At 59.2% G+C, this 26,398-nt stretch carries 30 protein-coding genes; 16 read left to right on the top strand and 14 right to left on the bottom strand.

Translation table 11 applies throughout. From position 1 onward, the window contains the following. Nucleotides 1–154: 154 nt before the first annotated feature. Nucleotides 155–376, bottom strand: coding sequence for a helix-turn-helix transcriptional regulator (locus tag HBR94_RS21880; RefSeq protein ID WP_137270606.1), 222 nt, complete (start codon nt 374–376; stop codon nt 155–157). Between the two features lie 112 nt (nt 377–488). Here HBR94_RS21880 and HBR94_RS21875 point away from each other — a divergent pair, with 112 nt between their 5' ends. After that, entirely contained in the window at nt 489–797 is a 309-nt protein-coding gene (locus tag HBR94_RS21875) for a hypothetical protein (RefSeq protein ID WP_170045527.1), read from the top strand. 30 nt (nt 798–827) lie between these two features. After that, nucleotides 828–1,244: a hypothetical protein gene (locus HBR94_RS21870; RefSeq protein WP_170045526.1), complete on the top strand. Its 417-nt coding sequence runs from the start codon at nt 828–830 to the stop codon at nt 1,242–1,244. A gap of 517 nt (nt 1,245–1,761) precedes the next feature. Here the strand turns inward: HBR94_RS21870 and HBR94_RS21865 are convergent. Both HBR94_RS21865 and HBR94_RS21860 read right to left on the bottom strand, forming a co-directional pair. Then, the gene (locus HBR94_RS21865) at nt 1,762–2,652 is read right to left on the bottom strand and encodes a helix-turn-helix domain-containing protein (protein ID WP_170045525.1); all 891 of its coding nucleotides are present in this window, start codon (nt 2,650–2,652) and stop codon (nt 1,762–1,764) included. A 96-nt stretch (nt 2,653–2,748) separates the two neighbouring features. Further along, nucleotides 2,749–3,453 carry a hypothetical protein gene (locus HBR94_RS21860; protein ID WP_170045524.1) on the bottom strand — a complete coding sequence of 235 codons (705 nt, stop codon included), beginning with the start codon at nt 3,451–3,453 and terminating at the stop codon, nt 2,749–2,751. Between the two features lie 952 nt (nt 3,454–4,405). Between HBR94_RS21860 and HBR94_RS21855 the strand changes: the two genes are divergently transcribed. Further along, nucleotides 4,406–4,720, top strand: a complete 315-nt coding sequence (locus tag HBR94_RS21855) for a hypothetical protein (protein ID WP_262383413.1) — start codon at nt 4,406–4,408, stop codon at nt 4,718–4,720. A 72-nt stretch (nt 4,721–4,792) separates the two neighbouring features. Here the strand turns inward: HBR94_RS21855 and HBR94_RS21850 are convergent, their stop codons facing one another. Continuing rightward, a complete protein-coding gene (locus HBR94_RS21850; protein ID WP_170045523.1) occupies nt 4,793–6,274 on the bottom strand; it encodes a DUF6538 domain-containing protein in 1,482 nt (493 codons plus the stop codon). 368 nt (nt 6,275–6,642) lie between these two features. Here HBR94_RS21850 and HBR94_RS21845 point away from each other — a divergent pair, with 368 nt between their 5' ends. Continuing rightward, nucleotides 6,643–6,897, top strand: coding sequence for a hypothetical protein (locus tag HBR94_RS21845; RefSeq protein ID WP_170045522.1), 255 nt, complete (start codon nt 6,643–6,645; stop codon nt 6,895–6,897). 188 nt (nt 6,898–7,085) lie between these two features. Beyond that, complete coding sequence (locus HBR94_RS21840; RefSeq protein ID WP_162947713.1) at nt 7,086–7,232, top strand: hypothetical protein; 147 nt, start codon at nt 7,086–7,088, stop codon at nt 7,230–7,232. 30 nt (nt 7,233–7,262) lie between these two features. Here the strand turns inward: HBR94_RS21840 and HBR94_RS21835 are convergent, their stop codons facing one another. Next, nucleotides 7,263–7,655, bottom strand: coding sequence for a VOC family protein (locus HBR94_RS21835; protein ID WP_057441310.1), 393 nt, complete (start codon nt 7,653–7,655; stop codon nt 7,263–7,265). Between the two features lie 67 nt (nt 7,656–7,722). Beyond that, on the bottom strand, nt 7,723–7,920 hold the full coding sequence (locus tag HBR94_RS21830) for a hypothetical protein (protein WP_169960365.1): 198 nt from the start codon (nt 7,918–7,920) through the stop codon (nt 7,723–7,725). Nucleotides 7,921–8,028: 108 nt separating this feature from the next. Here HBR94_RS21830 and HBR94_RS21825 point away from each other — a divergent pair, with 108 nt between their 5' ends. After that, a complete protein-coding gene (locus HBR94_RS21825) occupies nt 8,029–8,931 on the top strand; it encodes a LysR family transcriptional regulator (RefSeq protein ID WP_057958792.1) in 903 nt (300 codons plus the stop codon). Nucleotides 8,932–8,948: 17 nt separating this feature from the next. Here the strand turns inward: HBR94_RS21825 and HBR94_RS21820 are convergent, their stop codons facing one another. The 4 genes from HBR94_RS21820 to HBR94_RS21805 form a co-directional block, all read right to left on the bottom strand. Then, nucleotides 8,949–9,905 carry a LysR family transcriptional regulator gene (locus tag HBR94_RS21820; RefSeq protein WP_120732136.1) on the bottom strand — a complete coding sequence of 319 codons (957 nt, stop codon included), beginning with the start codon at nt 9,903–9,905 and terminating at the stop codon, nt 8,949–8,951. Nucleotides 9,906–10,042: 137 nt separating this feature from the next. Continuing rightward, nucleotides 10,043–11,230, bottom strand: a complete 1,188-nt coding sequence (locus tag HBR94_RS21815; RefSeq protein WP_169960404.1) for a cyanate transporter — start codon at nt 11,228–11,230, stop codon at nt 10,043–10,045. Nucleotides 11,231–11,391: 161 nt separating this feature from the next. After that, nucleotides 11,392–12,006: an NAD(P)-dependent oxidoreductase gene (locus HBR94_RS21810; RefSeq protein ID WP_170045521.1), complete on the bottom strand. Its 615-nt coding sequence runs from the start codon at nt 12,004–12,006 to the stop codon at nt 11,392–11,394. Between the two features lie 33 nt (nt 12,007–12,039). Continuing rightward, entirely contained in the window at nt 12,040–12,906 is an 867-nt protein-coding gene (locus tag HBR94_RS21805) for an MBL fold metallo-hydrolase (protein ID WP_170045520.1), read from the bottom strand. A gap of 113 nt (nt 12,907–13,019) precedes the next feature. Here HBR94_RS21805 and HBR94_RS21800 point away from each other — a divergent pair, with 113 nt between their 5' ends. Together HBR94_RS21800 and HBR94_RS21795 are read left to right on the top strand one after the other, a co-directional pair. Further along, entirely contained in the window at nt 13,020–13,934 is a 915-nt protein-coding gene (locus HBR94_RS21800; protein WP_057441299.1) for a LysR family transcriptional regulator, read from the top strand. A gap of 90 nt (nt 13,935–14,024) precedes the next feature. Then, nucleotides 14,025–14,198, top strand: coding sequence for a hypothetical protein (locus HBR94_RS21795; RefSeq protein ID WP_162947714.1), 174 nt, complete (start codon nt 14,025–14,027; stop codon nt 14,196–14,198). Nucleotides 14,199–14,413: 215 nt separating this feature from the next. Here HBR94_RS21795 and HBR94_RS21790 read toward each other — a convergent pair whose 3' ends face one another. Continuing rightward, complete coding sequence (locus HBR94_RS21790; RefSeq protein ID WP_115127604.1) at nt 14,414–15,289, bottom strand: helix-turn-helix domain-containing protein; 876 nt, start codon at nt 15,287–15,289, stop codon at nt 14,414–14,416. A 189-nt stretch (nt 15,290–15,478) separates the two neighbouring features. Between HBR94_RS21790 and pobA the strand changes: the two genes are divergently transcribed. Next, nucleotides 15,479–16,663: a 4-hydroxybenzoate 3-monooxygenase gene (gene pobA / locus HBR94_RS21785; protein WP_170045555.1), complete on the top strand. Its 1,185-nt coding sequence runs from the start codon at nt 15,479–15,481 to the stop codon at nt 16,661–16,663. Between the two features lie 117 nt (nt 16,664–16,780). After that, a complete protein-coding gene (locus HBR94_RS21780; RefSeq protein WP_057441330.1) occupies nt 16,781–18,235 on the top strand; it encodes an MDR family MFS transporter in 1,455 nt (484 codons plus the stop codon). A 55-nt stretch (nt 18,236–18,290) separates the two neighbouring features. On the opposite strand, the gene HBR94_RS21775 is transcribed toward HBR94_RS21780, so the two are convergent. Genes HBR94_RS21775 through HBR94_RS21765 form a run of 3 tightly spaced genes read right to left on the bottom strand, consistent with a single transcriptional unit; the run spans nt 18,291 to nt 20,328 of the window. Further along, nucleotides 18,291–19,133, bottom strand: a complete 843-nt coding sequence (locus HBR94_RS21775) for a cache domain-containing protein (RefSeq protein ID WP_057441329.1) — start codon at nt 19,131–19,133, stop codon at nt 18,291–18,293. A 54-nt stretch (nt 19,134–19,187) separates the two neighbouring features. Continuing rightward, nucleotides 19,188–19,658 carry a cyanase gene (cynS, locus tag HBR94_RS21770; protein ID WP_057958800.1) on the bottom strand — a complete coding sequence of 157 codons (471 nt, stop codon included), beginning with the start codon at nt 19,656–19,658 and terminating at the stop codon, nt 19,188–19,190. Nucleotides 19,659–19,686: 28 nt separating this feature from the next. Further along, nucleotides 19,687–20,328, bottom strand: a complete 642-nt coding sequence (locus HBR94_RS21765) for a carbonic anhydrase (RefSeq protein WP_057958801.1) — start codon at nt 20,326–20,328, stop codon at nt 19,687–19,689. A 112-nt stretch (nt 20,329–20,440) separates the two neighbouring features. Between HBR94_RS21765 and cynR the strand changes: the two genes are divergently transcribed. The 6 genes from cynR to HBR94_RS21735 all read left to right on the top strand — a co-directional run bounded on the left by cynR (nt 20,441) and on the right by HBR94_RS21735 (nt 26,359). Next, nucleotides 20,441–21,352, top strand: a complete 912-nt coding sequence (cynR, locus tag HBR94_RS21760; RefSeq protein WP_170045519.1) for a transcriptional regulator CynR — start codon at nt 20,441–20,443, stop codon at nt 21,350–21,352. Between the two features lie 286 nt (nt 21,353–21,638). Further along, entirely contained in the window at nt 21,639–23,012 is a 1,374-nt protein-coding gene (locus tag HBR94_RS21755; protein WP_057441291.1) for a glutamine synthetase family protein, read from the top strand. A 98-nt stretch (nt 23,013–23,110) separates the two neighbouring features. Continuing rightward, nucleotides 23,111–23,767 (top strand): class I SAM-dependent methyltransferase, encoded by a 657-nt coding sequence (locus tag HBR94_RS21750; RefSeq protein ID WP_057441289.1) that lies wholly within the window; start codon nt 23,111–23,113, stop codon nt 23,765–23,767. A gap of 122 nt (nt 23,768–23,889) precedes the next feature. Next, a complete protein-coding gene (rnd, locus tag HBR94_RS21745) occupies nt 23,890–25,023 on the top strand; it encodes a ribonuclease D (protein WP_057958805.1) in 1,134 nt (377 codons plus the stop codon). Further along, the gene (locus HBR94_RS21740; protein WP_057441287.1) at nt 25,020–25,313 is read left to right on the top strand and encodes a YcgL domain-containing protein; all 294 of its coding nucleotides are present in this window, start codon (nt 25,020–25,022) and stop codon (nt 25,311–25,313) included. Before rnd ends, HBR94_RS21740 begins: the two co-directional genes overlap by 4 nt. 113 nt (nt 25,314–25,426) lie before the next feature. Further along, nucleotides 25,427–26,359 carry a D-2-hydroxyacid dehydrogenase gene (locus HBR94_RS21735; protein ID WP_170045518.1) on the top strand — a complete coding sequence of 311 codons (933 nt, stop codon included), beginning with the start codon at nt 25,427–25,429 and terminating at the stop codon, nt 26,357–26,359. Nucleotides 26,360–26,398 lie beyond the last annotated feature (39 nt).

The raw sequence follows: 26,398 nt of genomic DNA, 5'->3' as shown, positions 1-26,398 counted from the left end.
CGTTGTGAACAACGGGATTGAGTTGAATGCATGCAGAAGGGTGGCAAAGACTCTGGGAATTGGTGAGGTGGCTAGTGTCCATCTGCACGATGTCCAACCGACGCGTTCCGCTCTGAACGCCACTCACAAACCAGCTTGGCTACGGCAAGACAAGTCAAAGTCCTTGTAGAAGCTCTGACAGCGTCATTCCCAGTCCATCAGCAAGCACCTTGGCCGCGTCTAGGCTGGGGTTGGCGGTGCCAGTCTCAATTCGGGACATGTAAGTTCGAACGAACCCGCACTTATCAGCGAAAGCCTCCTGACTGAAGCCCTGACTGTTGCGTAGCTCTCGAATGCGTTGGCCGAAGCCCTTTCTCAAATTCTGATTTGGCTGCATCCCCGAATGATGGTCGGATGTACCCCAATCGTGAACACACTATATGATGACACACCAAGTGATACATTGGTATCCTCGTTGCTCACCCAGCTAGCACCTGACAGGGATGCCCATGAACGAAAAACTGTTTGTACTCACCAACCAGAAGAGGACGACAAATCACATCCTGCACGTGATTCTGACGGTGCTGACAGGAGGGCTATGGCTGCTGGCGTGGGGGATAACCATGCGCAGCAATGACGCCCACAACAAGAGAATCGACAAGCAGATTAATCAGATCATGCTTTACAAAACACAGGGGCTGAGTGACACCGATACGTACCAGCAGATCAAGAAAGACGAACTAAACTACGACGTACTTCAAGGCCGAGTGATATTCGTACTTCTGGTTGTCGTGTTCCTCTACTTCTATCTCCGATAAGCCAGCACCTTCGAAGGGACACATAACTCGATGAAAAAACTGATTCTTTCAGCAACCCTGCTTGCACTCAGCACTTCCAGTCTTGCAGGGGGACTATCCGAAGAAGAAAACGACATCTCGAAATGCGTTGGCTTCCTCGCCTCACAAAAGTACATAAACGCAAAGATGATGGACAGTTCTAGCGATATCGCTGGAGTCAAGATGAAAGCAGTTGCTGCGAAGAACAAGTATCCAGCAAGCACACTACAGACAATGACAGATACCTCAAGCAATACCGCCAGCATAATAGTCAACTACTTCACGACAGCCGTTAAGAACAATGACAAAGAGAAAATCAATGACATTTATCGGCGAGGCATTGCCACCTGCAAGAAGTCGGGACTAACCATCAACCAAGCAAACGAAAAATTCACCGTCACAGTAGATGATATAGATGATGCACTGTAACTACACAACGCCAAATAGAACGTTCATAACACAGCGACCAGCTTAACTGATAATGGTGTCAGCCAAGCGGAGCTTGAAGGATTACTACCTTCTGGCTCCGCCAGTATTCTCGCACCGAAAGCGTGAGTTTTCAACTGCACACCTACTCCGGTGTGGCCGCCGAGGCTCCTTCAGATGTACTTCAGTAACACAATGAAGTTTACACAAATCTAGCTTTTGCACTTGATTTTGTCGATCGTCTTTTTGGTAAAAAAATGAAGACGGTAGTATTCGATAGTCCCCCGTCAGTGGACGCTGACAGCTATACCCATTACCTACGGTGTAGCAGATCAAAAGCGAAGAGCTTTGATGTGCGATGATTTCATTTAATTTACTGGTGTGCTGATCCAGAATCGGAACGATATGACGATTGTCTTAACTCATGCTTCGCATGAAATGGTATTCCGTTTAATGCTCCGCATTGAAGTGCTTCTATGATATATGCGGCCGAATTAGTCCCCCCCCTTGAGAGGGCCGCTTATGCGACCTGCAACTCATCCCGAACGGTTTTCATCTCGTCACGCCACTTCCTGATAGTCTTTGCCGATACTCCGGTGTCTCGCTCAATGGCCTTGACCGCCACACCTTGTGTCAGCATCTTCAATACGTCTAGCTTCTTCGGGTGCTGGTGTCGGTTCTGTTGCTCATGACGCACCGGCAAGGCTAAGACATTAGCGAGAGCTGGATGTGTCGGATATTCCGCTTCGTACTCTTCCGCCGTCTTGAACTCGGTCAGGGTGCGAAGGTCATGGTGCAGCTTGGCCAGCTCTTCGGCACTTGGTTTGCACAGATCATCCCCATCATCCCACTCACAAGCTTTCAGCTCAGACTCGATGCCATCCATCTCGTTGATCAGAGATCGCGGACGACTTTCCATCATCCTTGGAACGATCAGTTCAATTGCTTTGACATAACGTCTTGCGTGCCTTTCCCTCAATTGCAGTAAATCCTCTACACCCTCATTAGTGACGACTGGGAGACTTTCCAGAATTACTACAAGGTTGCGTACAGACAGCGGCATAGACTTGCCACCAATACCGATAGTCCGGTCATGCCAGTCAAGGCGTGCGATACCTTCGATAATGTCCAGTGCAAACACCGGGTATCGCCCCCAGTACGTTGTGCAACCGATGAACCCATAGAACGGGTTCTCAATTACCTTGCGCTTTCGCCCACGCTCACTCTTTGGCTTACGTGGTGCCTTCGTTCTGGTCTTCGGTGCGTTGTCTGCCAGCCACTGATCGGCATTAGCGGCGATACGTGCATTCAATGCTTCCAATTCTGCTGGGGAGTGCAGGTCGGAAGTGGGGAGTGATTTACAGGTGGCGGTTTTGTTGGTGGGCAATTCAGAGGCGAGCGAGTATTCCATGGATGGTTCTCCTGTATTTAAGTTCATTTCATAGGCATGTGCCTCGTTAGTAGTGGTTGCCGCAGGCGATGGCCTGCGGTGGTACTTGGGGGTAAATCAGTCCCGGATATGGCGGGAGCAGGTTCGTAGTCGAGTGATCACGCGTGCATCAAGTTTTGATTCGTAGCTATCTGCCAACTGATTGCAGTACGCCAGATGGGCCGACTGGTACGCTCTGAAAGCTTCAGTGATGTCATGGAATTTCCCCAGTGCAACAGGCTTGCCGAGCATCGAAAGCACAGACACAAATCCCACTCCGCCTGGCGCCACTGACACTCCGATAGGCAGTATCCCTCGACGACTTCGGGTGTCCCTGAAAATCTGATTGATCAGCTTCGGAACTACCGAGCAATGCTCTGGTGAGTACTCGGGGTTCAGTTGGTCCAGAATGTCTTTGTCCAGCTCCGCATCAGCCTCAAACGCATATGGCTGCACGGAGTACCAAGCTGCGAACTCCTGATAGTCGTGCCATTTCCGGCAAACGCGGCATCCAACGTACGCGGGTTTCTCGGGACCATAGGTCCGCCGCATCATGTTTGCCCAAGTCTTGTACGGAGTCCCTTTTCCGGATTTGAAGTAGGGAAGCCCCAATGCTTTGCGTCGGCGGTAAGAGTTGTAGCCAACGCCATAGGACAACCGTTCGTCCTTCGGTGGTGCGAAGAGTGGAAGCTCCTCCCCAAGACTGTAATCAAGGTGGATTCCAGCGACGCTGGGTAGCACGTAAATGGTTCGGGTGACGTCATAGATGCTGTGTTGTTGCATGGTGTACCTCCGTTCAGTTGAAAAATTGGCGATAAAAAACCGACACATTGGTCGGCATCGGGCTCGTCATTCTTCTCACTACGGAGGAGCAGGAACTCAGCTATTCGATGTCGTCGACCTCAATGTTGGTATTGCTTCGATTGCGTTTGTCATGGTGCTTCTCATGATCTGCTGTGACCGTCAGGTGGTGGTCAACCAAAGTTCAGGCGTTAAAAAACCTCCTGCGATTTCTGGGCGATTTGTTCGCACCGTGGTCGCGTAGAGGCTTCTAAATTGTCTGTCTGCTCACTGAAGCAGAACGCCATCATCTCATAGATGTGGGCCGCCTGTCAATAAGTGGTTGCGGTGAGCGTTTAGATATGGTTGGGGTCTTGTTCGGGAAGCTAATCATCCCAGAGTCCTATCGCACAGTGCCATTTTGCATAAACCAGTTTCCAGCGGAGTGGACGCGTCCTGCTTAGTGCAGGCGGTCAGTTCGCCTAGTAAACGCTGGGCGTAATGGACGTGTGCGATTGGAATCTGAAGACAGTGATGCAAGTTTTTCCGAGGTTTATGAGGGTTTTCGACAAGTTTTCGATGCGTACTAAGGTAGCTCGACAAGGTCGGGTGTCTGCCTCCATAAACGATTGAGCAGGCAAACTGCTGGTGTCCCATGAGAGGGGGCTGGGATGTGACCCAGTCGCCCAGTCCCAGCCGGTCAGGTGATGTGTTGTAGTGCCGCCGCCATCGCTTTCAACGATGTCCTGCTTCCATAGATGCCGAAGGTCACCGAGCTATCCTCATGTCCAACGATTCGCTTGATCATTGAATCTTGCACACTAACATCACGTAAGTGATTGAGGAGGGTATGACGGAATCTGTGGAAAGCTTTGCGTAAGTTGGTGACCCCAGACAATCACGTGGGCAATCTGCTATACACAAATACGGGCGTATCAGCCGATCAGGAGGGCCTATGACGAAGGCTGAGTTGTTCGACAGCGTGGTTGTGGAGATGGGGCGTGTTTGGGGTGGGCGAGGCTTTGGTGGCGAGTTTGAAGCTTATGATTGGTTGCTGGAGTACTACGGCATCACAGAGGAAGACGACAATACGTGGATGGACATCTGTGCTCAGTACCGTGGCGAACTCACAGAGGCACTGGCTGATCTGACTGAGCAGGAGCGGGCTGAGGTATTGGCGTTTTTGGCGGATGATGCTCGGGTGACAGGCTTCCTAAAAGGGCTGCTTCAGCATTACCAGAGTTCAGGCGCGGTGTACCCACATCCGTGAGGGGCTTTGACAGGGGATGGTTGTTGCGGCCCTACAAGCTTTAAACACCCCCGTAAAGCCGGGTGGGTGAACTTAACCAACTGAAGGTAAGGAGAGCTGGGAAATAGCTTCCAACTTCTGAGTTGAAGACGCACCTTGCGAGTAGACGTCAAACGTTACCGTACCTGTCTCATGACCCACCAGTTCGGCAATCAGGAGTCCTTGTACACTCGCCCTGTGAAGCTGGGTGATCACCGTTTTGCGGATCGAGTGGAATACGTGTTGGGCACCGTAACCATGGGATTCCTTGAGCCTGCCGAAAGCCTTTGAGAGCGCGTCAGATCGTATGCCGTACTTGTTCTTGCTGTCAGATGGGATCAGGTAGCCATCCTTAGAATCCTCCTTCAAACGCTCGACAATGCCCGATAGGGCGGGGTGTACAGGTACGACGCGGATGCCCGCTGCGGTCTTCGAGTCAACAATGTCGAAGCTGTCTATTCCGTCCGGTTTAATCAGGTGTTCAACCCTCAACTGGCAAAGCTCTTCAATGCGGGCGCCTGTGAACGCACCCAAGAGGATCAAGTCAGCTAGCGTCGTGTGGTCAGCAGCTAAGGCGGCAGCATGAAGCTCCGCAATTTCTTTCGGCTGGAAGGCCTTTCGCTGGCGGTCTGCACGTTCCTTACCACGGGTTTGCGGTAGCTCATGATTTTCAAACGGGTTGGCCTTGTCTTTGAATTCATCTCGCCAACGAATGTCATGCTTCATCGCCCACTTCCAGAAGACGTTACCTGCCAGCAAGTATTGGGTGAGGGTTTTGCTTGCCAGCTTGAGAGAGTCGAGCCACGCCGAAACAGTGTCAAAATCGAGTTGGCGACTTTCCTTGGTGAGATATACCGATAGCTTCTCTAGCTTCGACTGCTGTTGATCCATTGTCTTGGTAGCGATATTCCGCGCTTCACGATACTGTCGGAACGTGGCGATACGTTGCTTCGTGATCGGGGACTTGATTTTGTAGGAGGCAGGATCAGTCAGGATGGTCTGTATTTCCTCAGTTTCTTGAGTGGATAGTTCGGCCTCGTGTGTAAGCAGTTCGCCTAGGCTTTCCAGAATCAGTTTATGGGCGAGTTCTTGAATGGCAATTTCACGATCAAGACCTTGCAAGGTATCTACCGCATTCATTTCTGCCCGGCGTCGTCGGCCGCTCTCAGTATCATTGAAAACGAATCGGTGCAGTTCCTGGAGATCAGCATGATCCACGTCAGGTAACGCTTTCGTTTCGCCAAGTACTGCATCTATCTTTAACTGACGGAACAACTGAGAAAAGTCTTGAGCTTCGTTTGCGAGGTTTTCTTTCCACGCAGTCCCTCGATTGGTGCGCTTGTTTCGTGCTACTTGAAACTGAGCTTTCCAGTTCGCGAGGATTGGAAGGCGTGCATTCATCGCCTCCTTGCGGAGTCCCGTCTTCAATGACTGAATCAGCACCTTGCAGCCAATGGCTTTCTGTACATCGGCAGGGACAGCCAGTCGCACGTACCAAGTGGATTCACCTTTCTTCTGAATCAGGTTGTCTGCCATTGGAGCGCCGTGAAGTGGGGGGAGTGGTATAGCGGATTGTACTACTCGATTGTACTACTGTGCACGCTTAAGGCCCTGTAGGGTCGTTGGTATTGCTCGAAATCCTCTTTTATGGTGAGTCCCTATCTCTCCGCCATTACACAGAAAAAGCCCCGTAGTTGAAAAACTACGGGGCTTTTTCGTTTCCGAAACTTGCTGAAAATACCGCCTCCTACGATTCACTCCCCGTACTACACAACAAACCCACCTTTCGTGCAGGCTTCCAAAACGTTACGCACAGCGCCTGCGTTGCGCGCCCCTCTGTAAGTCAATATCGTTTGCCGTGTGCGAGATAGTTCTCCCATCCCAACACTGCAAAGGAATGCCTGATGAGCAAAAACACGAAAAAGACCTCCGACAAGATGGCCACGTTAGCAGCCGAAACCCTGAATAATCCAAGCGCCTCAGCTATCGCCAGAAGCCTGGCTGCCTCGGCGTTGGCTCAAAGTGGTACGGATAAGCAGACCAGTGCGCAGATGGAGGAAAAAGCTGGAAAGACGCTTCAGAGCGATCAGTATAGCGAGCAGACGAAAGCGCTTGCCGCCTCTGTGCTCTCCCAATCCAATAAAGAGCGAGGAAGCTGAGAGGCGACCCTTCTGAATAAGGCCGGTGGTTGTTTCCATAGGTTATGGGGGAATGCGCTGTCTTACCTGAGGCTGTCCATTTCTCACGAAAAGGCTTGGCTTGCCACCATCCATCAGAAAAGCTGTCCATGGCTATCTCCAGTTCTATGCTGGGTCATAAGACCAATTCTTATGGATGGGAGGTGGGTATGAATAACGAACCCAAGCCACGCGACGACTCGGCGCAGGAGCGGGCTCGGCGGCTTCACGAAGAAGAGAAACCGCAGACCTGGAAGCACCCGGATGATGGGACGGAATTGTCCGAGCGCGACCAGGAGCGCCCGCTTAAGCCCTGACGTCCGACGATGAGAGCGTCCCCAGCGCTTTCATCCGGCTATCGGCGTACACAGCTCTACCAGCGTGCCATCCGGGCAGCGCACGTAAGACACTACCTGGCCCCAGGGCTTGCTGCTCGGTGCCGAGAGTTCGCTGGCACCTGCGGCCAGCGCTTTGGCGTGGGCCGCCGGTACGTCTTCGGTTACAAACCCCAGCTCCATGCCCAGCGGTTGCTTCGAGGTATGGGCGGCGACGTGCCCACCCTTGAAGTTCATCTCCCCCAGCTCATGGGCGGCGAAGGACAACGTAGTGCCCCCGGTTTCCAACTCGCCATAGGTCCCTGATTCATGCAGGAAGCGTCGGCTGAAGCCAAAGGCTTTTTCGAAAAACTGCAGTGACGCGGCCACGTCCGGGACGTAGACGATGGTGTAGGCGAATTTCATGGCTAAGCGCTCCTTGCTTGAAGAAAGTGGCTAATTAGAGGGCGAGGCGCCGGGCTCGTCAATCTGCCTATACCAGCAGCGCCGCGGGAAACCCCGACGCCAGGACCAGATACGCAACGATGGCGGCCAGGCACAGCCCGACAAACACCCGCAGCAGTGTCCTGGCGGTTGGGTGGGCGATGAGTCTGATACTCCAGATACACAGCCCGGCCATCAGGATGGCCAGGGCAAGAATGACCAGCACGGGGATGTTCTCGGTTGTCATGGAAGCTGATTTATAGTCTCAAACACGTGGGTTGGATAGTCGACGCATAGACGCAGGCCCCGCAGTGTTCCTAAACTGCCGGCAGTCTTGGGCTGTAGGGCGTTTGCCATGAATCGCAATGAATTACGCAAGGCCGACATCAACCTGATGGTGGTCTTTGAAACGCTGATGCTCGAGCGCAACGTAACGCGTGTGGCAGAGAAGCTGTTTCTCGGCCAACCCACGGTCAGTTCGGCCCTCAACCGCTTGCGCACGTTGTTCAACGACCCGCTGTTTATCCGTGTCGGCCATCGTATGGAGCCCACGGCGCGGGCCGAGGAGCTTATCTTGCATCTGTCGCCGGCCCTGGACTCGCTGTCGGCGGCGTTGAGCCTTACCCATGATTTCGATCCGTCTGTCAGTACCATGACCTTTCGCATCGGCCTGTCCGATGACGTCGAGTTCGGCCTGTTGCCGCCGCTGTTGCGGGCCCTGCGCACCGAAGCGCCGCAGGTGGTGTTTGTGGTGCAGCATGTCGATTACTGGCGGATCCCGGACTTGCTGGCCTCTGGCGATATCACCGTCGGCATCACCCAGACCCGTGGCCTGCCGGCCAATGCCAAGCGCAAGTTGTTGCGCCATATCCGCCCCAGCGTGCTACGCGCCGATGCCTCGGACCAGCCGCTGACCCTCGATGAATATTGCTCACGACCCCATGTGCTGGTGTCCCACACCGCCAACGTCGCAGGGTTTGCCGATGAGTGGCTGGCGGAGATCGGTCGCAAGCGGCATGTGGTGTTATCTGTGCCGCAATACAGCTCCTTGCCGGCACTGCTGGCCGGCACCGATATGATCGCCAGCCTTCCGGATTACACGGCCCAGGCCATGGCCGCAGCGGGCAATCTGTTTTGTGAGCCGTTCCCGTTCGATACGCCGACCCTGGACTTGTCCATGGTCTGGCTCAGCCACGTTGACAGTGACCCCGCCGAACGCTGGATGCGCTCGCGGCTGGAAGCATTTATGGGGGGCTGAGAGCACTAAGCGGCACGTCATATCTGCGCTTCTTTTGCCGCATCCTGCTTGACGCTTGCCACTGCCTTGACCACCTGCTCGCGAAACCACGCGTTGGCAGTTTCCTGCTCGCTGACGTCGTTCCACTGCATATCCAGGGTGAACCCCGGCAGGCCGTTGGGGGCTTCGCAGTGGCCGAACTGCGGCTCCAGGGCCAGCAGCTGTTGCACACGCCGGGGCAGGGTGACGATAAAGTCGGTGCCGGCAATCATCTTCAGCGCCGCGCTGTAGCTGTTGGCCCGGGCAATAACCTGGCGCTTGTGGGCCTGGCGGGCGAGCCAGCCGTCGATCATGTTGGTGTCCGAGGTCCAGGGTGTCGGGAATACATGGCGCCGGGCCACAAACGACTGCAGGCTGAACGCCGGCTCGCGCGGGGCGGCGCGTTTATCGAAGACGCAGACCAGGTCGTCCTCCAGCAGCATCTGCGTCCTGAGATCCTTGTGCTCACGGTGAAAGTGCGGGCCGAAGCAAATCACCAGGTCCAGGCGCCCGTCGCGCAGGGCCTCTACGGGAATCTCGGTTTCCAGCTTCTGCACATTGACGATCACTGGCAGGTCGGCGTGATCGAAGTGTTTCAGCAACCTGGGCAGGATCAGTTGCTCGAAGTATTCGGGCGCGCAAAGGTTGAAGGTGACGGCTTTTTGCGTGGGGTCGAACGTCTGGGCGCCCGCGTGGCAGAGGTTGATGCTTTCGAGGATTTTCTGCACATGCCCGTACATGCTGCTGGCTTTGTAGGTCGGGCGCATGCCCGCACGGGTGTTGATAAACAGATCGTCTTCGAAGCTGGTGCGCAGTTTCTTCAGGCTGTAACTGACCGTAGACTGGCTGACAAACAGGGTTTCGGACACATCGGTGACGCTGCTTTGCTCATACACAGCGACAAAAACCATCAGGTCCTGCATATCGAGCTTTCTAAGCAAGTTGCTGTTTAGCATTCGTTCCGTCCGTGAGCCTGTTGCGCGACCGCAGCGCAAACAAGGCAAAATGTTAACGGAACGCTCGTGCCAATAGAAAGGTCTGTCGGACCTTTCTATGTCTGTTGTGGGACAGATACTGTTTGGAACACGACGCCCTAGCGAATATGCCGTGCGTAGTGGCGCGGGTCGAAGCGCAGGACCATCAGCAGCATCACCCCCACCACCGCCGTGAGCGACCACCAGGCCCATTCGAAACTGCCCAGTTGGTCGCGAATCACCCCAGCGATCAGTGGCGACACGCCAGCAATCAGGTAGCCGATACCCTGCACGAAGGCTGTCAGGCCACCCGCACGGCGCGGGTTGTCCAGGTGGTCCAGGGACAGGATCAGGCTCATTGGGAACAGCCCGCCAATGCCCAGGCCCAGCAGGCATGGCCACAGGAGGGTGAGGTGCTGTGGGGAGAGGATCAGGCCACAGAAGCCGGCGATGATCAGCACCAGCAACACGGCCACCACAGCGCGCTTGTCCTGGCGCCGGTTGGCGATGGCCGGGGTGATTAGCCCGGAGACCACCTCCATGGCGGTCAGGAAACCCAGTAGCAAACCGGCACTCTGTTCGCTCCAGCCCTGCTCGACGTAGTACGGCGCCAGCCATGCCAGCACGCAGGTGTAGGAAGCGGTCCCGAGGCCGAAGAATATCGCCAGCAACCACGCGCGGCGATTACCCAAAAACGACGCCTGCGCACCGGTAGCGGCGTGGGGCAGGGGAGGCAATGCCGCGCGCTGGGCATACCAGAACAGCAGCGCCAGCACGGCGAGCACCGCCCAGATGGCCAGGCCGATCCGCCAACTGCCGGTCTGCACCTGGATAAGCGGCGAGAATGACGCCGCCAATGCCGCGCCGCCCATGATCGCGGTGACGTACAGGCCCATGAACAGTGAAACATTGTCACGAAAGCGCGACTTGATCAGCGCCGGCATCAACGCCTGGATCAGCGCAATGCCCACGCCGGCGGCGATGGCGCTGAGGATCAATTCGGCGGCGGAGTCGAGAAACAGCCGTGACAGGGTGGCGAGGCCAATCACTACCAGCGACAGCACGATGCTGCGATGTTCGCCAAAGCGTTTGCCCAGGCCCATGCCGAAGAACATCGCCAAGCCCATCGCCATCACCGGCAGCATGGTCAACAACGACGCGGTGCTGAAACTCAGCGGCATATCACCACGGATCGACGATAACAAAGGACCGACTGCTGCCATGGACGGGCGCAGGTTGAGGGCCACCAGCACAACACTGATCATCAGCCAGAGGGCGGTGGTGGGTTTGGCGTGGACGTTTTCCATGGGCGGGCCTTGAATGGACAAGGCTGCTATTAGGCGGCTGCGCAGGGCAGTGGGCAAATCAGAAAGTCGCAGGGACTATTGAAAAAACCGGCACCGGCTTGTGTGGGAACCGGGTAAGACAGTTCCCACACAAGCCAGGGCGATTTCGTCGGCAGGGTGTGTCAGTAACCCACGGTAAAGCGTTGGCGCGAATGCTTCGGTGTTTCCACTTCGTCAATCAGGGCAATGGCGAAGTCGGCAAAGCTGATCCAACTACGGCCTGCGCTGCTCACCAACAGGTCGTCCTGACCCAGGCGGAACGTGCCGGTGCGCGCGGTCTCGACAAATTCTGCCGAGGGCGAAAGGAAGGTCCAGTCCAGTTCCTTTTCCTGACGCAAGGTGTCGAGGAATGCCGCGCCAGCACTGGCCTCGGCCTTGTATTCGGCAGGGAAACCCTGGCTGTCGATGACCCGCCCGCCGTCCGGCAACAGCAGCGAGCCTGCGCCACCCACCACCAGCAGACGCTTCACGCCCGCCTGTTTTACCGGCCCGATCACCGCAGGGGCCGGCAGGGTGGCGAAGTGCGCAGCACTGATCACCACGTCGCTGCCGCTGATGGCCTGTTGCAGGGCTGCAGCGTCCAGGGCGTCGGCCTGTTTGACGGTCAAGCCCGGGCGCGCGGCGATAGCTCCAGTGTTGCGTGCGATGGCCGTGACCGTATGGCCGCGACGCAGGGCTTCTTCCAGCAGTTGGCTACCGGCACGGCCGGTGGCACCAATGATTGCGATCTTGCTCATGACGTTCTCCAGTGCGGTAAGAGTTGGATCAATTCACCACTGCATTTCGCCCTTGGCGACTTTGGCACTCAGCTCCAGGGAGCTTTCATCGGCCAGCTTCGGGTAGCGTTTTTTCATGGCTGCGATCAGGGCGGCGGAATCCTTGGCCTTGGCGGTTTCTACATCGAAAGCCTTGATGTAGTCGGCCGTGAAGGCGACGGATTTGACCGAAGGCGTGCCCAGGTAGTGGCCCGGTACCACGGTGACCGGCTTGAGTTTTTCGATACGTTGCAGGGTGCCCAGCCAATCGGCATGGGATTGCGCACCCTGGGTGTCGGCCATCCACAAGTGGATATTGTCCGAGACCACCACGCCGCCGACCACGGCCTTGATTGATGGGATCCAGACGAAACTGCGATCCGGCTGCGGGCCGTCCAGGCCGATGACTTCCAGCGGTTGCCCCTCGAGTGTCAGGCTATGGCCTTCGAGGACCTGAGGAATGATGGTCCTGGCGGGTTTGTCAGCACCCATTTTCGGGCCCCAGTAGGCGACTTTTCCGGCAACGGTGGCCTTGATATGGTCGACCACCGGCTGCGGTGCAAGGATCTTGGCCTGTGGGAAAGCGCTGGCCAGGGTGTCGAGGCCGAAGTAGTAATCCGGGTCGCCATGGCTGATGTAGATGGTGGTCAGCTGTTTGCCACTGGCGCGGATCTTCTGCACCAGTTGCTCGGCTTGGCCCTTGCCGAACTGCGCGTCTACCAGGATCGCGTCTTTCTCGCCGCTGACCAGCACCGAGCTGACGGGGAAGATCGCCGATTCACCGGGGTTGTACACGTCGAGAGTAAGGTCGGCGGCAGCTGCGTGAGCGGCAAAGCCGAGTACGGTTGTGGCCAATACAAAGCGCTTGAGGGTGGTGAGCATGTTCAGGTCCAGGTCAGAGGTGCCTTGGCAGGCGATGGACAGAGCTTAGTTGCACTTAACGCAGCAAAAAATGCGATGCTGGAACATAGTTTGTTTCTAAAACCGGGCAAATCATGGATCGTCTTCAAGCAATGCGGGTGTTTGTCACGGTGGTCGACCTGGGCAGCCAGTCTGCGGCCGCCGATCATCTGGACCTGTCTCGCCCAGTCGTGTCGCGCTACCTGGCAGAGCTGGAGGACTGGGTGGGCGCGCGCCTGATGCACCGCACCACGCGCAAGCTCAGCCTGACCGCCGCCGGCAGCGAAACCCTGCCGCGTTGCCGGCAGATGCTGGAATTGTCCTGCGACATGCAGGCCGCCGTCAGCGAACCGGACGACACCCCTCGGGGCCTGGTGCGCCTGAGTGTCAGCACCTCGTTTGGCCAGGCGCAATTGGCGGAGGCGATGGCCGAGTACGTCAAGCGCTACCCGCAGGTGACCATTGATCTGCAAATGCTCGACCGCACGGTGAACCTGGTGGATGAGCGCATCGACCTGGCGATCCGCACCAGCAACGACCTGGACCCCAACCTGATTGCGCGGCACCTGACGGTATGCCGCTCGGTGATCTGCGCGTCGCCGGCCTATCTGCTGGAACATCCGCAACCGCAGCGGGTAGAAGAGCTGGCGGGGCACAATTGCCTGACCCACTCCTACTTCGGCAAAAGCCTGTGGCATTTCGAGGAAGATGGCGAGCCGGTGTCGGTGCCGGTACACGGCAACATCAGCGCCAATGAAGCCAGCACCTTGCTACGCGTGACCCTGGCCGGGGCGGGGGTGGCGATGTTGCCGACCTACCAGGCCGGCGACTACATCCGCAGCGGCCAGTTGATCCGCCTGCTGCCCCATGCCGAGCCACGGCAGATGAACATGTACGCGGTGTATGCCTCGCGCAAGCACATGCCCCAGGCGTTGCGCAGCCTTCTGGATTTCCTGGTGTTGAGGTTCCCGCCGCAGCCGCAATGGGATGCAGGGCTAGACGTGCGATAAGGCGCCTGAATACCCCTCAATACTGGCAACTCGCCCTGGCTGACCTATGCTTACCACAGCACCTTCTTGATCTGTCCGGAGGTCACCGCCATGACGATCAAAACCAGAAAGTACCTGATGATTTTTACCCTCTGCGCCCTGGCCACGGCCCTCTATGGCACCGCCGCCTACCGCGCCGAACAGGCCCGCATGCAACCCGGCATGGCCGCAACCTGCAACCACGGACAATGCACCTACTCGGCGACCCTGAGCGCGTTGCGCTAAGCCGGAGGGCTGTGGTGGCAATGGAGCTCCTGTGGCTTCTGGGGCTTCTATGGCTCTTGTGGCGAGGGAGCTTGCTCCCGTTGGACTGCGCAGCAGTCCCATTTCAGGGCCGCTTCGCGCCCCAACGGGGGCAAGCCCCCTCGCCACAACAAGCCCCCTCAGCACAACAAACCTTCTCACCACGGTAAATCGGCCTACAGAAGGTGGGCGGTCGATCACTCTGCATTCAATTGTTCGCGAAACACCTTGGGTGAAAACCCGACGCGGCGGCGAAACAGTCGAGAAAAGTTCGTCGGATCAGAGAACCCCAGTACGTCGGACATTTCATTGATGGTCATGCTGGTGTAGGTCAGCAGGCGCTTGGCCTCCAGCAATTGGCGGTCGTGCATGATCTGCAAGGCCGGCTGCCCGCCCAGTTCGCGGCAGGTGCCGTTGAGGTGCGACACCGAGATCCCCAGCTTGTGCGCCAGGTCTTCGATCTTCGGGTGTTCGCGGTAGTGCTGCTCCACCAACTGGGTGAAGCGCCGAAAATACTCAAGGCTGCGTGGCACCCGGGTATGGCAGCGCTGGATGGCCTGGCGGCTGATCCACACCAACAGCACGCTGACCAGGGCGTGCATCATCATGTCCCGGGCCGGGAAGTTGTCGTTGTATTCATCCTGCAACCGGGCAAACAGGCTATTGAGGTAGTCACTGTCCTGGCCCGCCGGATAACTGCCCAGGGCGCTCAAGCCATCTACCGCCGAGCCCAGTTGGCCTTGCAGATGCGCCACCAGCGGCGCAGCCAGCGTCACCACAAACCCTTGCACATCCTCGGCAAACCGAAACCCATGCACGCATAACGGCGGCAGCACTTGCAGGGTCGATTCCGTCAGCGTCGTGCGCTGGCCCTCGATCTCCAACTGCGCCTGGCCTTTGTACACGTAGAGCAACTGGCACAGGTCCGCATGTCGGTGGGGCTGGATCTCCCACTGGTACTCACGGCTGCGCCGGGAGATGGTTTCACAGTGCAACAAATCCGGGGTCGGCCACTGTTGGCTTTCCCCATAGAGTTTGAACACTGGAACGGCGGGACTGGCATTTTTGGTCATGGTTTCAATCCGATACTCAGGACAGTGGTTCGGTAATCGCCCCAATTGGCGAAAAGCGCAGGCTTTGGCTCAGTTTTCACCTTCTTATGGGGCTCACTCAAGGGAAAAATGCCAGCACCAAAACCAATGACAACGCTTTCACTGAATACGTTCGGGGGAAGCAGGCGGGCCATAAAAATAATGAAAACCCTGAAAACCCAAGTCGCCATTATCGGCGCCGGCCCTTCGGGGCTGCTGCTCGGCCAGTTGCTGCACAATGCGGGAATTGAAACCCTGATTCTTGAGCGCCAGGCCCCCGACTATGTCCTCGGACGTATTCGCGCCGGTGTGCTGGAGCAGGGCATGGTCGACCTGTTGCGCCAGGCCGGGGTCAGCCAGCGAATGGACGCCGAGGGCCTGGTACATGCAGGCTTCGAGCTGGCGCTGAACGGGCGCTTGCAACATATCGACCTGAAATCCCTGACCGGCGGCAAGACCGTGATGATCTACGGCCAGACCGAAGTCACCCGCGACCTGATGGCGGCGCGCGAGCAAGCCGGTGCGATCACCCTGTATGAAGCGCGCAATGTTCAGCCCCACGACCTCAAGGGCGAACGGCCCTGGCTGACCTTCGAGCACCAGGGCCAACACGTGCGCCTGGACTGCGACTACATCGCCGGCTGCGATGGCTTCCACGGCGTGGCACGCCAGTCGATCCCCGCCGATGTGCTCCAGACCTTCGAGCGGGTCTACCCGTTCGGCTGGCTGGGTATCCTCGCCGACACCCCGCCGGTCCACGCCGAACTGGTCTACGCCAAGCACCCACGCGGCTTTGCCCTGTGCAGCATGCGTTCGCCCAGCCGCAGCCGTTATTACCTGCAGGTGCCGGCCGAGGAGTCGCTTGAGGCATGGTCCGACCAGCGCTTCTGGGATGAACTCAAGGCGCGCCTGCCCGATGAGTTGGCCGTGCAATTGGTGACCGGGCCGTCGATCGAAAAGAGCATCGCCCCGCTGCGCAGTTTCGTGGTGGAGCCGATGCAGTACGGGCGTCTGTTCCTGCTGGGGGACGCCGCCCATATCGTGCCACCCACCGGCGCCAAGGGCCTGAACCTGGCGGCCAGTGATGTCAGCACCTTGTTCACTATCTTGCGCAAGGTGTACCGGGAAGGGCGCGTGGAGTTGCTGGAGAAATATTCACAGATCTGCCTGCGGCGCATCTGGAAGGCTGAACGGTTTTCCTGGTGGATGACCTCGATGCTGCACCAGTTTCCCGAGGCGGATGGCTTCAGCCAACGCATTGCCCAGAGCGAGCTGGAGTACTTTGTCGAGTCGCAGGCGGGGCGCAAAACCATTGCAGAAAATTATGTCGGACTTCCTTACGAGGCTATCGAGTAGCCGGCTATCGAGTAAGCTATCGGGCATTGCCACGGGGCTCTTTTCCCGTGGGCCTTGCCTACAGGTTCTGTCGTGACCCAGCCCACTCCTTCTGTACGCAGTATCCTCGCCGCCCTGATGCTGGCGATTTTCCTCGGCGCGCTGGACCAGACCATCGTCGCCGTGTCGATGCCGGCCATTTCTGCGCAGTTCAACGACGTCAACCTGCTGGCCTGGGTCATCTCCGGCTATATGGTGGCGATGACTGTGGCCGTGCCGATCTACGGCAAGCTCGGCGACCTGTATGGGCGGCGGCCGATGATGCTGATCGGCATGGGCCTGTTTACCGTCGCCTCGCTGTTTTGTGGCATGGCGCAAAGCATGGAACAACTGGTGCTGGCGCGCATCCTCCAGGGCATTGGCGCAGGCGGGATGATTTCCGTGAGCCAGGCGATCATCGGCGACATTATCCCGCCCCGTGAGCGTGGGCGTTACCAGGGGTACTTCAGCAGCATGTACGCGGTCGCCAGCGTGGCCGGGCCGGTGTTGGGCGGCTATATGACCGAGTACCTGTCGTGGCGCTGGGTGTTTTTGATCAACCTGCCATTGGGCGCGGGCGCCTGGTGGGTGGCCCATCGCACCCTGGTGGGGCTGCCGGTGCCGCAGCGCAAGCCGGTCATTGATTACCTCGGCACGCTGCTGATGATCATTGGCTTGACGGCGTTGTTGCTGGGCATCACCGAAATCGGCCAGGGCCATCATTGGCGTGATGATCAGGTGCTGGGCCTGCTGGCGTGTGCCCTGGTGGCGCTGAGCATATTTGTCTGGCATGAGCGCCGGGCGCGGGAGCCCTTGTTGCCCATGCACCTGTTCGCCAACCGCAGCGCGGTGTTGTGCTGGTGCACGATTTTCTTCACCAGCTTCCAGGCCATCTCGCTGATCGTGCTGATGCCCCTGCGTTACCAGAGCGTCACCGGTGCCGGTGCCGACAGCGCCGCCTTGCATCTGCTGCCGCTGGCCATAGGCTTGCCGATGGGCGCGTTCTTTGCCGGGCGCATGACCTCGGTGACCGGTCGCTATAAACCGATGATCCTTGGCGGGGCGCTGCTCACGCCGATTGCGATCCTCGGCATGGCCTTTAGCGCACCCCAATCGCTGATGCTCAGCAGCCTGTTCATGGTGCTCAGCGGCATTGCCTCGGGCATGCAGTTCCCGACTTCCCTGGTGGGCACGCAAAACTCGGTGGCGCAACACGACATCGGCGTCGCCACCAGCACCACCAACCTGTTCCGCTCACTGGGTGGCGCGGTTGGGGTGGCGTGCATGTCGGCCTTGCTGTTGGCGTTGTTGCAGGATTCGAGTTTTGCCCATCTGGCCAGTGGTTCGATGATGGCCGAAGGCAGCTCCGGCAATGTGCTGCTCGATGGCCTCAACGCGGCGCCTGGCCCGGCGCAGGATGCGTTGCGTGGGGAGTTGCTGAGCACCTTCCGGCATTTACTGATGGTCAGTGCGGCGGTGTCGTTGCTGGGGTTGGCGGCGGCGATTGCGATGCCAAACCACCTGTTGCGGGGGCGCGAAGACAAGGCGCGATAGCGTAGGCGCCGGCAAGCCGGCTCCTACATGCAATGCAGCTGTGCGCGTTGCCCGCTTACGGGCTGTAGTAACCCACCGCCACCAGAAAATGCCCGCTCTTACGCAGATAGGCATGCTTGTTTTCCACCTTGCCGGTCACCGGGTTTTTCCAGCGGTATTGATATTCCCCCTGATCCTGCTCCTTCATCAGTTGCAGGATCGGCTCGCCCACGGGCTTGCCGTCCGGGTCCTTGACCTTGGCGAAGTCGGTGTTGATCAGGCGCAGGTTGGTGCCGTGGGCCACATAGCGCCCGGTATCCAGGTCGACCACAAACACATACAGGTCGTCCTGCAAAAAGCCGCCCTGCAGCGCATTGATGGCCTTCAACGCGCCGGCTTCGTTTTTCTCCAGTTCCCTGACCGCCTTGTCCCGCAGGGCCTTGGCCTGTTCGGGCGTGGCCCGGGGCAGGTAATAGCCGACGGCCAGGATGCGCTGGCCGATGCGCTGATAGAACACATGTTTGCGCTCCACCTTGCCGTCGTTCCAGTTCTGCCAGCGGTACTCGGCCTGCTGGATGCCATTGCCTTCCGGGATCTTCAGCGCCGCCTTGAACGACTGGCGCAGGTCCGGCCCGAGCACTTCGGACACGTCGCGCCCGATCAGCGCCGATGACGGACCGCCACTGGCCAGCAGCACGCCCTTGGTATCGACCACGAACACATAGCGGTCCTTGTCGACAAACTCGCCCTGGCGGCTGAAGGCGGCGAAGGCCTTGTCACCGTTGTCGTGGTAATAAGCCAGGGCCTTCTCCAGCAGCGCCTTGGCGGCCTGGGCGTCCTGTTCATTGGGGGTTGCGGCCTGGGCCTGGCTGAAACACAGCAACAGTAGCAGCCAGGTGGCGCGGAGCATTCCCTTCATTACCCGTCCCTCGTTCTTGTGAATGTCCCAAGAGCGTAGACGGTTGCCCGGGGATTAGAACGGCTGGGTCGGCAGGTATTTTCCGTCCAGGGTAATGACCGCGCGGGAGCCGCCGTCCGGGTCTTCGACCTTTTTGATGTCCAGCTTGAAGTTGATGGCGCTGATGATGCCATCGCCAAACTGCTCGTGGACCAGGGCTTTGAGGGTTGAACCATAGACCTGCAGCATTTCATAGAAACGGTACACGGTCGGGTCCGTCGGAATGCCACCGGGGATGCTGCCGCGCAGAGGCACGCTTTGCAGCAGACGGCTGGCGTCCGCGTCCAGGCCCAGTTTGGCGCACACCACATCGGCTGCGTCCTTGGGCAGCGGGTGTTGCCCGAGCAGGGCCGCGGTGACGAACGCCAGGCTCAGGCCGGTGCCGTCGCTGAGGTCCTGCCAGGACAGGTTTTTGCGGGCCTTGATATCAATCACGGTGTCGGCCAGGGCCAGGCGTGGGGTTTGGGACAATTGGGATTGCAGCATGATGACGTCCTCTTCGGTTAAATAAGGTTCAGGCGGCGTGTGCGCGGGTCTGTGGATTGTCCAGCAGGGATACAAAGCGAGCGGTGCGGCCATCCAGGGCGTTGATGCAGCCGCTTTCGATATCGTAGACCCAGCCATGCAGACTCAGCCGGCCCTGTTCCAGCGCCAGGGCGACGCTGGGATGAGTCTTGAGGTTGGCCAATTGTGCGACCACGTTTTCCCGTACCAGAGCGCTCAGTCGCTCTGCATCCGAGGCATGGGTACGTGCGGCGTTGATCACCTTGGCCGACTCGGCATGGCGCAGCCAGTTGGCCACGGCGGGCAAGTGATCCAGGCATTTGCAGGTGGAAATGGCCGTCATGGCGCCGCAGTCGGAATGGCCGCAAATCACGATATCGCTGACCCCCAGCACGGCCACCGCATATTCGACCGTGGCCGAGACCCCGCCCGGCTCCGGGCCGTAGGACGGCACGATATTGCCGGCATTGCGGATCACAAACAGATCGCCTGGTTCCTGCTGGGTCAACAGCTCCGGGACTACACGGCTGTCGGAGCAGGAAATAAACAGCGTGCTGGGGTGTTGCGTGGTTGCCAGTTGCTTGAACAGGTCACTGCGCTGGCTGAAGGCTTCGCTCTGGAACTTGCGCAAGCCGTCGATGAGATGCTGCATGGTGTTTCTCCTTGCGTCGCTGATGGGGCAAGGATGGAAGTTTTTGGTTATAGCGTCCAAGACCGGCTTATTATGGTTTCTATAAGTCATGCCTATAGCTGGAGTGTTTTGCATGCTGCTACGTCATATCCGCTACCTGCTGGCCGTCGCCGAGCACCGTAACTTCACGCGGGCTGCCGAAGCGTTGCATGTGTCGCAGCCGACATTGTCGCAACAGATCAAGCAACTCGAAGAGAGCCTGGGGGCACCGCTGCTGGATCGTTCCGGGCGCAGTGTCAACCTGACCGACGCGGGCCAGGCCTATGTGCGGTTTGCCCGCCTTGCGCTGCAGGATCTGCAGGCGGGCACCCGGGCCATGCATGACGTGCAGGACCTGAGCCGCGGCAATTTACGCCTGGCCATGACCCCGACGTTCACCGCGTACCTGATCGGGCCTCTGCTGGCCCGGTTTTATCGGCAGTATCCGGGGATCACCGTCAGCGTCGAGGAAATGCCCCAGGACCGTCTTGAGCGCGCGCTGACCGAGGATCAGCTGGATATCGGCATTGGCTTCAGCGGCGAGCACATGCCAGACATCGAATGCCAAGGGGTGTTTGTCGAGGAGTTGAGCGTAGTGGCCAGCGCCAGTCATCCAACCTTGAAGCGCAAACAGTGGCTCAAGCTGGCTGACTTCAAGCAGCAACCCCTGGTGCTGTTGAACAGCGGATTTGCGACGAGACGTTACATTGATGACTATTGCCGGACGCTGGAGGTAACGCCGCAGATTGCCATGCAGGCCAATTCGATCAGTGCGGTGATTGAAATTATTCGCCATACCCAACTGGCGACGATCCTGCCCCGCGAGGTGGCTATGGCCCAGCAGGGCTTGCACGCGGTGCAACTGCGCCCGCCGTTGCCGCAGCGCACGGTGGCCCTGCTCAGTCGCAAGGGCGCTTATCGCAGCGCGGCATGCCGGGCGTTTGTCGACGTGGTGAGTGGGTGGCGAATGTTTAGTCATCCTGAAAGTGAACTCCACCAAGACTGAATTTAAGGGCGTAACCCAGCGTGTGAGGCTGGCGCTCATCTCTTCACTGTGATCCCTGCATGGACGGTTCCCCCGACACTCACCCCGAGGCCTCGCCTGGCGCCACCGCGCCCAGCCGCCCGGTGTGTTGGCTGGGCGTTGATGCACTGCCTTCTGAACTGGCTTTTTGGGCACTGTGGCACTGCCGCCATGCCCGCCCGCCGGATACCGCTCCCTTACGCTGATTGCCCCTATCACGGGTGCGCCGTCGCGCGCGCCTGCCTGACGCAAACGTAAGAGAGTTGCCATGAGTACCGTCTTTGCCAGCCTGCACGAAGCCCAATCCTTTCTTGACCAAAACCCCGATATCGAGATGTTCGAGCTATTCATCCTCGACAGCAACGGCGTGCCCCGCGGCAAGTTGCTGCACCGTGATGAACTGCTGGCGGTCTACGCCACCGGCCGGCCGCTGCCCAGTACCATTCTGGGCCTGACCCTCAATGGCGATGACGTGGAAAACTCCGGCCTGGTGTGGGAGGTGGGGGATATCGACTGCCGCGCCTACCCGATCAGCGGCAGTTTGCAGCGCATGCCGTGGCGGTTGATTCCCACGGCGGCGGTGCAGGTCAGCATGCACCCGGAGGAAGGCTTGCCGGCGACCGTGGCCGACCCCCGGCACCTGCTGGCCAAGGTCATCGACGGGCTCAAGGCCGATGGTTATTACCCGGTGATGGCCGCGGAACTGGAGTTCTACCTGCTGGACCAGAAGCCCGACAGTAACGGCCGCCCACAACCGGCGCGGGATATGGACGGCGGTCGCCCGCGCTCGACCCAGGTCTACGGCCTGCGCGAGCTGGAGCAGATCGAGCCGTTTCTGGCCGACCTGTACAGCGCCTGCAAGCTGCAAGGCATTCCCGCGCGCACGGCGATTTCCGAATACGCCCCCGGCCAGGTGGAAATCACCCTCGAGCATCGCAGCGATGCGTTGCAGGCGATGGACGAGGCGGTGCGTTACAAGCGCCTGGTCAAGGGCGTGGCCCACAAACACGGGATGACCGCCTGTTTCATGGCCAAGCCGTTCGACGACCTGGCCGGCACCGGCATGCACATGCACGTCAGCCTGGCGGACGCCGATGGCAACAATCTGTTTGCCAGCGAGGCAGCCGACGGTACGCCGCTGCTGCGCCAGGCGGTCGGCGGGATGCTCAGTACCTTGCTCGATTCCTTGCTGCTGTTCTGTCCCAACGCCAACTCTTACCGGCGTTTCCAGAGCAACAGCTATGCGCCGCTGGCGGCCACCTGGGGTGTCGACAACCGCACCGTCAGCCTGCGGGTGCCGGGTGGGCCGGCGTTTTCGCGGCATATCGAACACCGCATCTGTGGCGCCGATGCCAACCCGTACCTGGCGGCGGCGGCCATCCTTGCGGGGATCCACCGTGGCATTCGCGAGCAGCGCGATCCCGGCGCGCCGGTGACGGGCAACGGTTATGCCCAGGCCAAGGAGCTGCTGCCCACCGACTGGCTCACCACTTTGCGTGCCTTGGAAGGTTCGGCCTGGGCGCGTGAAGCGTTCGGCGAGGAATTTCTCGGCGTGTACCTGGCGGTCAAGCGGGCCGAGTACCGGCAGTTCATGGGCGAGGTGGGCGAGCAGGACTGGCGCTGGTACCTGCACCAGGCGTGATGATGAACCCTGAGTCTTTCGACCTTTTTTTCACGCGGGGGTGATTAAGCTGAAAGTCCAGTGTCCGTAGAGACCGGTTCATCTACATGAGTACCGTGATGTCGTCGCAACCCCCATCGTCCATCGAGGCTGAATTCGCCGCGCGCTGTGATCGTGACCACGCTCGCGTCTGTGGTGACCCACGGCCGCCAGGCTTATTGCGGCGCCTGTGGTTATGGCGCGACGAGCGCCTGGTGCGCCAGGCTCTGAAAGTCGCGGGGGAGCCCGGCCTGTTGCTGGACCTGGCCTGTGGGGCGGGACGCTTCTGGCCGGTGCTGGCCGAGCACAGCAATCGCGTGATCCTGGCCTCGGACTTTTCCCAGACCATGCTTGATCATGCCCAGAGCCACTATGGCGCGGCCTTTCTGCGGCGGATCAAGACGTTCCAGGGTTCGGCATTTTCCATCGGCCTGTCGGCCAACGCGGTGGACTGTATTTTTTGCCTGGAACTGTTTCGCCACGTCTCCAGTGTCGAGGCGCGACTGACGCTGTTGCGCGAGTTTCACCGGGTCAGCCGCGACACGGTGATTGTCGCGGTGGACAGCGACAGCCGCCATCGTCAGCTCCACCCGCCGGGCACAGGGCAACCCTTGTTGTCCCATCGTGTGGAGGTGGAAGCGGAGTTTCGCCAGGCGGGCTTCACGGTGCTGAACCAGCAAGAGTTCATGCCCGGCTCGGCCCTGTGGCGGGTTTATGTGCTGCGCAAAAGAGGATAACCCTCAACTGTCGGGCTATTCTTCGTCTCCTGTCAGAGTTTTCATGATGGCTGGCACACTGCGGGTGCTCGAAAGTCCCGCTGGCGATATATACTGCGCGCCATTCTTCAAGGGAGAGCCGTGTGGCCATCGATATTCACTGGATCTGCGACAACGATAGCCTCGGCCAGCATTGCGCCGAATGGCAGCAGTTGCCATTCGTCGCCCTCGACACCGAATTCATGCGGGTCGACACCTTCTATCCCATCGCCGGGTTGATCCAGATCGGGGATGGTGTACGCGCTTATCTGATCGATCCCCTGACCATTGATAACTGGCAACCCCTGGCCGCCTTGCTGGAAAACCCGGCGGTGATCAAGGTGGTGCATGCCTGCAGTGAAGACCTGGAAGTGCTGCTGCGCCTGACCGGCAGCCTGCCGGTGCCATTGTTCGACACCCAACTGGCAGCCGCCTACTTGAACCTCGGTTTCTCCATGGGCTACTCGCGCCTGGTGCAAGCGGTGCTGGACATCGAGTTGCCCAAGGGCGAGACCCGTTCGGACTGGCTGCAGCGGCCATTGTCCGAGACCCAGGTCAGTTACGCCGCTGAAGACGCGGTGCACCTGGCGGAAGTCTATACACGGCTGCGTCCGCGACTGTCGGACGAAAAATACGCCTGGGTTCTGGAAGACGGCGCCGAGCTGGTGGCCAACCTGCGCCGGGAAATCGACCCTTACGAGGTGTACCGCGACGCCAAGCTGGCCTGGAAACTGTCCCGTGCCCAGCTCGCCGTCCTGCGCGAACTGTGCGCCTGGCGCGAGCAGCAAGCCCGTGCCCGCGACCTGCCACGCAACCGCATCGTCCGCGAACACTCGCTATGGCCCCTGGCCAAGTCCCAGCCGGATAACCTCGCGGCCTTGGGCAAAATCGAAGACATGCACCCGCGTACCGTGCGCCAGGACGGCGAATTCCTGCTGGGCCTGATCAAGCGTGCCGCCAGTGTGCCGATGGACCAATGGCCGCCGGCCGTGCCTGAGCCGTTGCCGGTGGATGCCGCTGTGCTGATCAAGCAACTGCGCGCGCTCGGCCAGACCTTCGCCGAACGCCTGGACATGGCCCCGGAGCTGATGCTGCGCAAGAAAACCCTCGAGGCACTGGTCAAGAGTGGCTACCCCGATGGGCCTTACCAATTGCCTGACTCGCTGCGTGGCTGGCGCCGCGAGTTGATGGGCCAGGCGCTGCTCGACAGCCTGGCCACTGCCGGAGAACAGCCTTGAAACATATTTGTTCCATCTACCGCAGCCCGAAACGCGCTGGCATGTACCTCTATGTGCTCAAAAGCGATGCCCTGGAACGCGTGCCCGAGGGCCTGCTAACCGTGTTCGGCAAGCCGGTACACGCGTTCAACCTGGTGCTGACGCCGGAACGCAAACTGCAGCAGGAAGATATCGTCGCGGTCCTGGACAACCTGCAAAAGCAGGGCTACCACCTGCAAATGCCACCGCCGGATGACGAATATATCGAGCACTTGCCCGAAGAACTGCTGCGCCGTAACGACCCGATGTGATCGACCCGTGTCCCGCTCGGGACACGTTTGAATCGAATGACCTGGCGAGCCCCGAGCCCTGCAGTCAGTTTGCTGTCGGTGGCCGCCTGCACTGTTTTTGAAAGGTTTGAACCATGCGCGTTCTGATAGCAGAACAGGACCACCCGCTGTACGCCCGACTGCTGCGCGAAGCGGCGCCGGATCTTGAAGTCCTGACCAGTGGCGACTCGGCCCAATTGTCGCGCCATGCCGCCGATTGCCCGGTATGGCTGGGCCAGCCGGACCTGCTGGCAACCCTGCTGCGCCAGGGCCATCACCCGCAATGGCTGCAATCGACCTGGGCTGGCATCACGCCGCTGCTGGCCGATGGCTTGCCTCGGGATTATCGCCTGACCCGCGCGGTCGGCATTTTTGGCCAGGTGATGGCCGAGTACGTGCTCACCTACATGCTCGGTCACGAGCGTGAGGTGCTGGCGCGCCTGGTCAGCCAGGTCGAGCGCAAGTGGGACAGCCGCATGGGCCAGAGCCTGGCGGGGCGCAAGGTGCTGATTGTCGGCACCGGTGATATCGGCCAGAGCGTGGCGCAATTCCTGCTGCCCTTTGGTGTGGAGTTGTACGGCATTGCCAGCCAAGCCCGGGAGCAGGCCCCGTTTATCGAGGTAGCCGGGCCGGATCAACTGGGCCGTCTGGTGGGCGAGGTGGACTATGTGGTCAACCTGCTGCCCAACACCCCCAATACCCACGATCTGTACGATGCGGCGCTGTTTAAGCAGTTCAAGCCCACCGGCCTGTTTATCAACGTCGGCCGGGGTGTGGCGGTGGTGGATGCCGATCTGGTCGAGGCCCTGAAAGAAGGGCACCTGGCCGGCGCGGTCATCGACGTTTGTCGCCAGGAACCACTGCCACAGCGCCATCCGTTCTGGACCGCCTGGGGCTTGTTGCTGACCGGCCACAGCTCGGCGCCGACCTGCCCGCGGCGCATGGTGGCACTGTTTGTCGAAAATCTGCGGGCGTACCAGGCCAAGGATTCGCTGCGTGGCGAGGTGAGTTTCGAGCGGGGATACTGAAACACCCCACATCGCGAGTAGCGCGCATCTGATTTTATC

Source organism: Pseudomonas sp. WS 5412 (assembly GCF_012985615.1).
GTDB classification, from domain to species: domain Bacteria; phylum Pseudomonadota; class Gammaproteobacteria; order Pseudomonadales; family Pseudomonadaceae; genus Aquipseudomonas; species Aquipseudomonas shahriarae.
The sequence above is the reverse complement of the archived record's forward strand: the minus strand, read 5'-3'. Positions and strand labels throughout refer to the sequence as shown.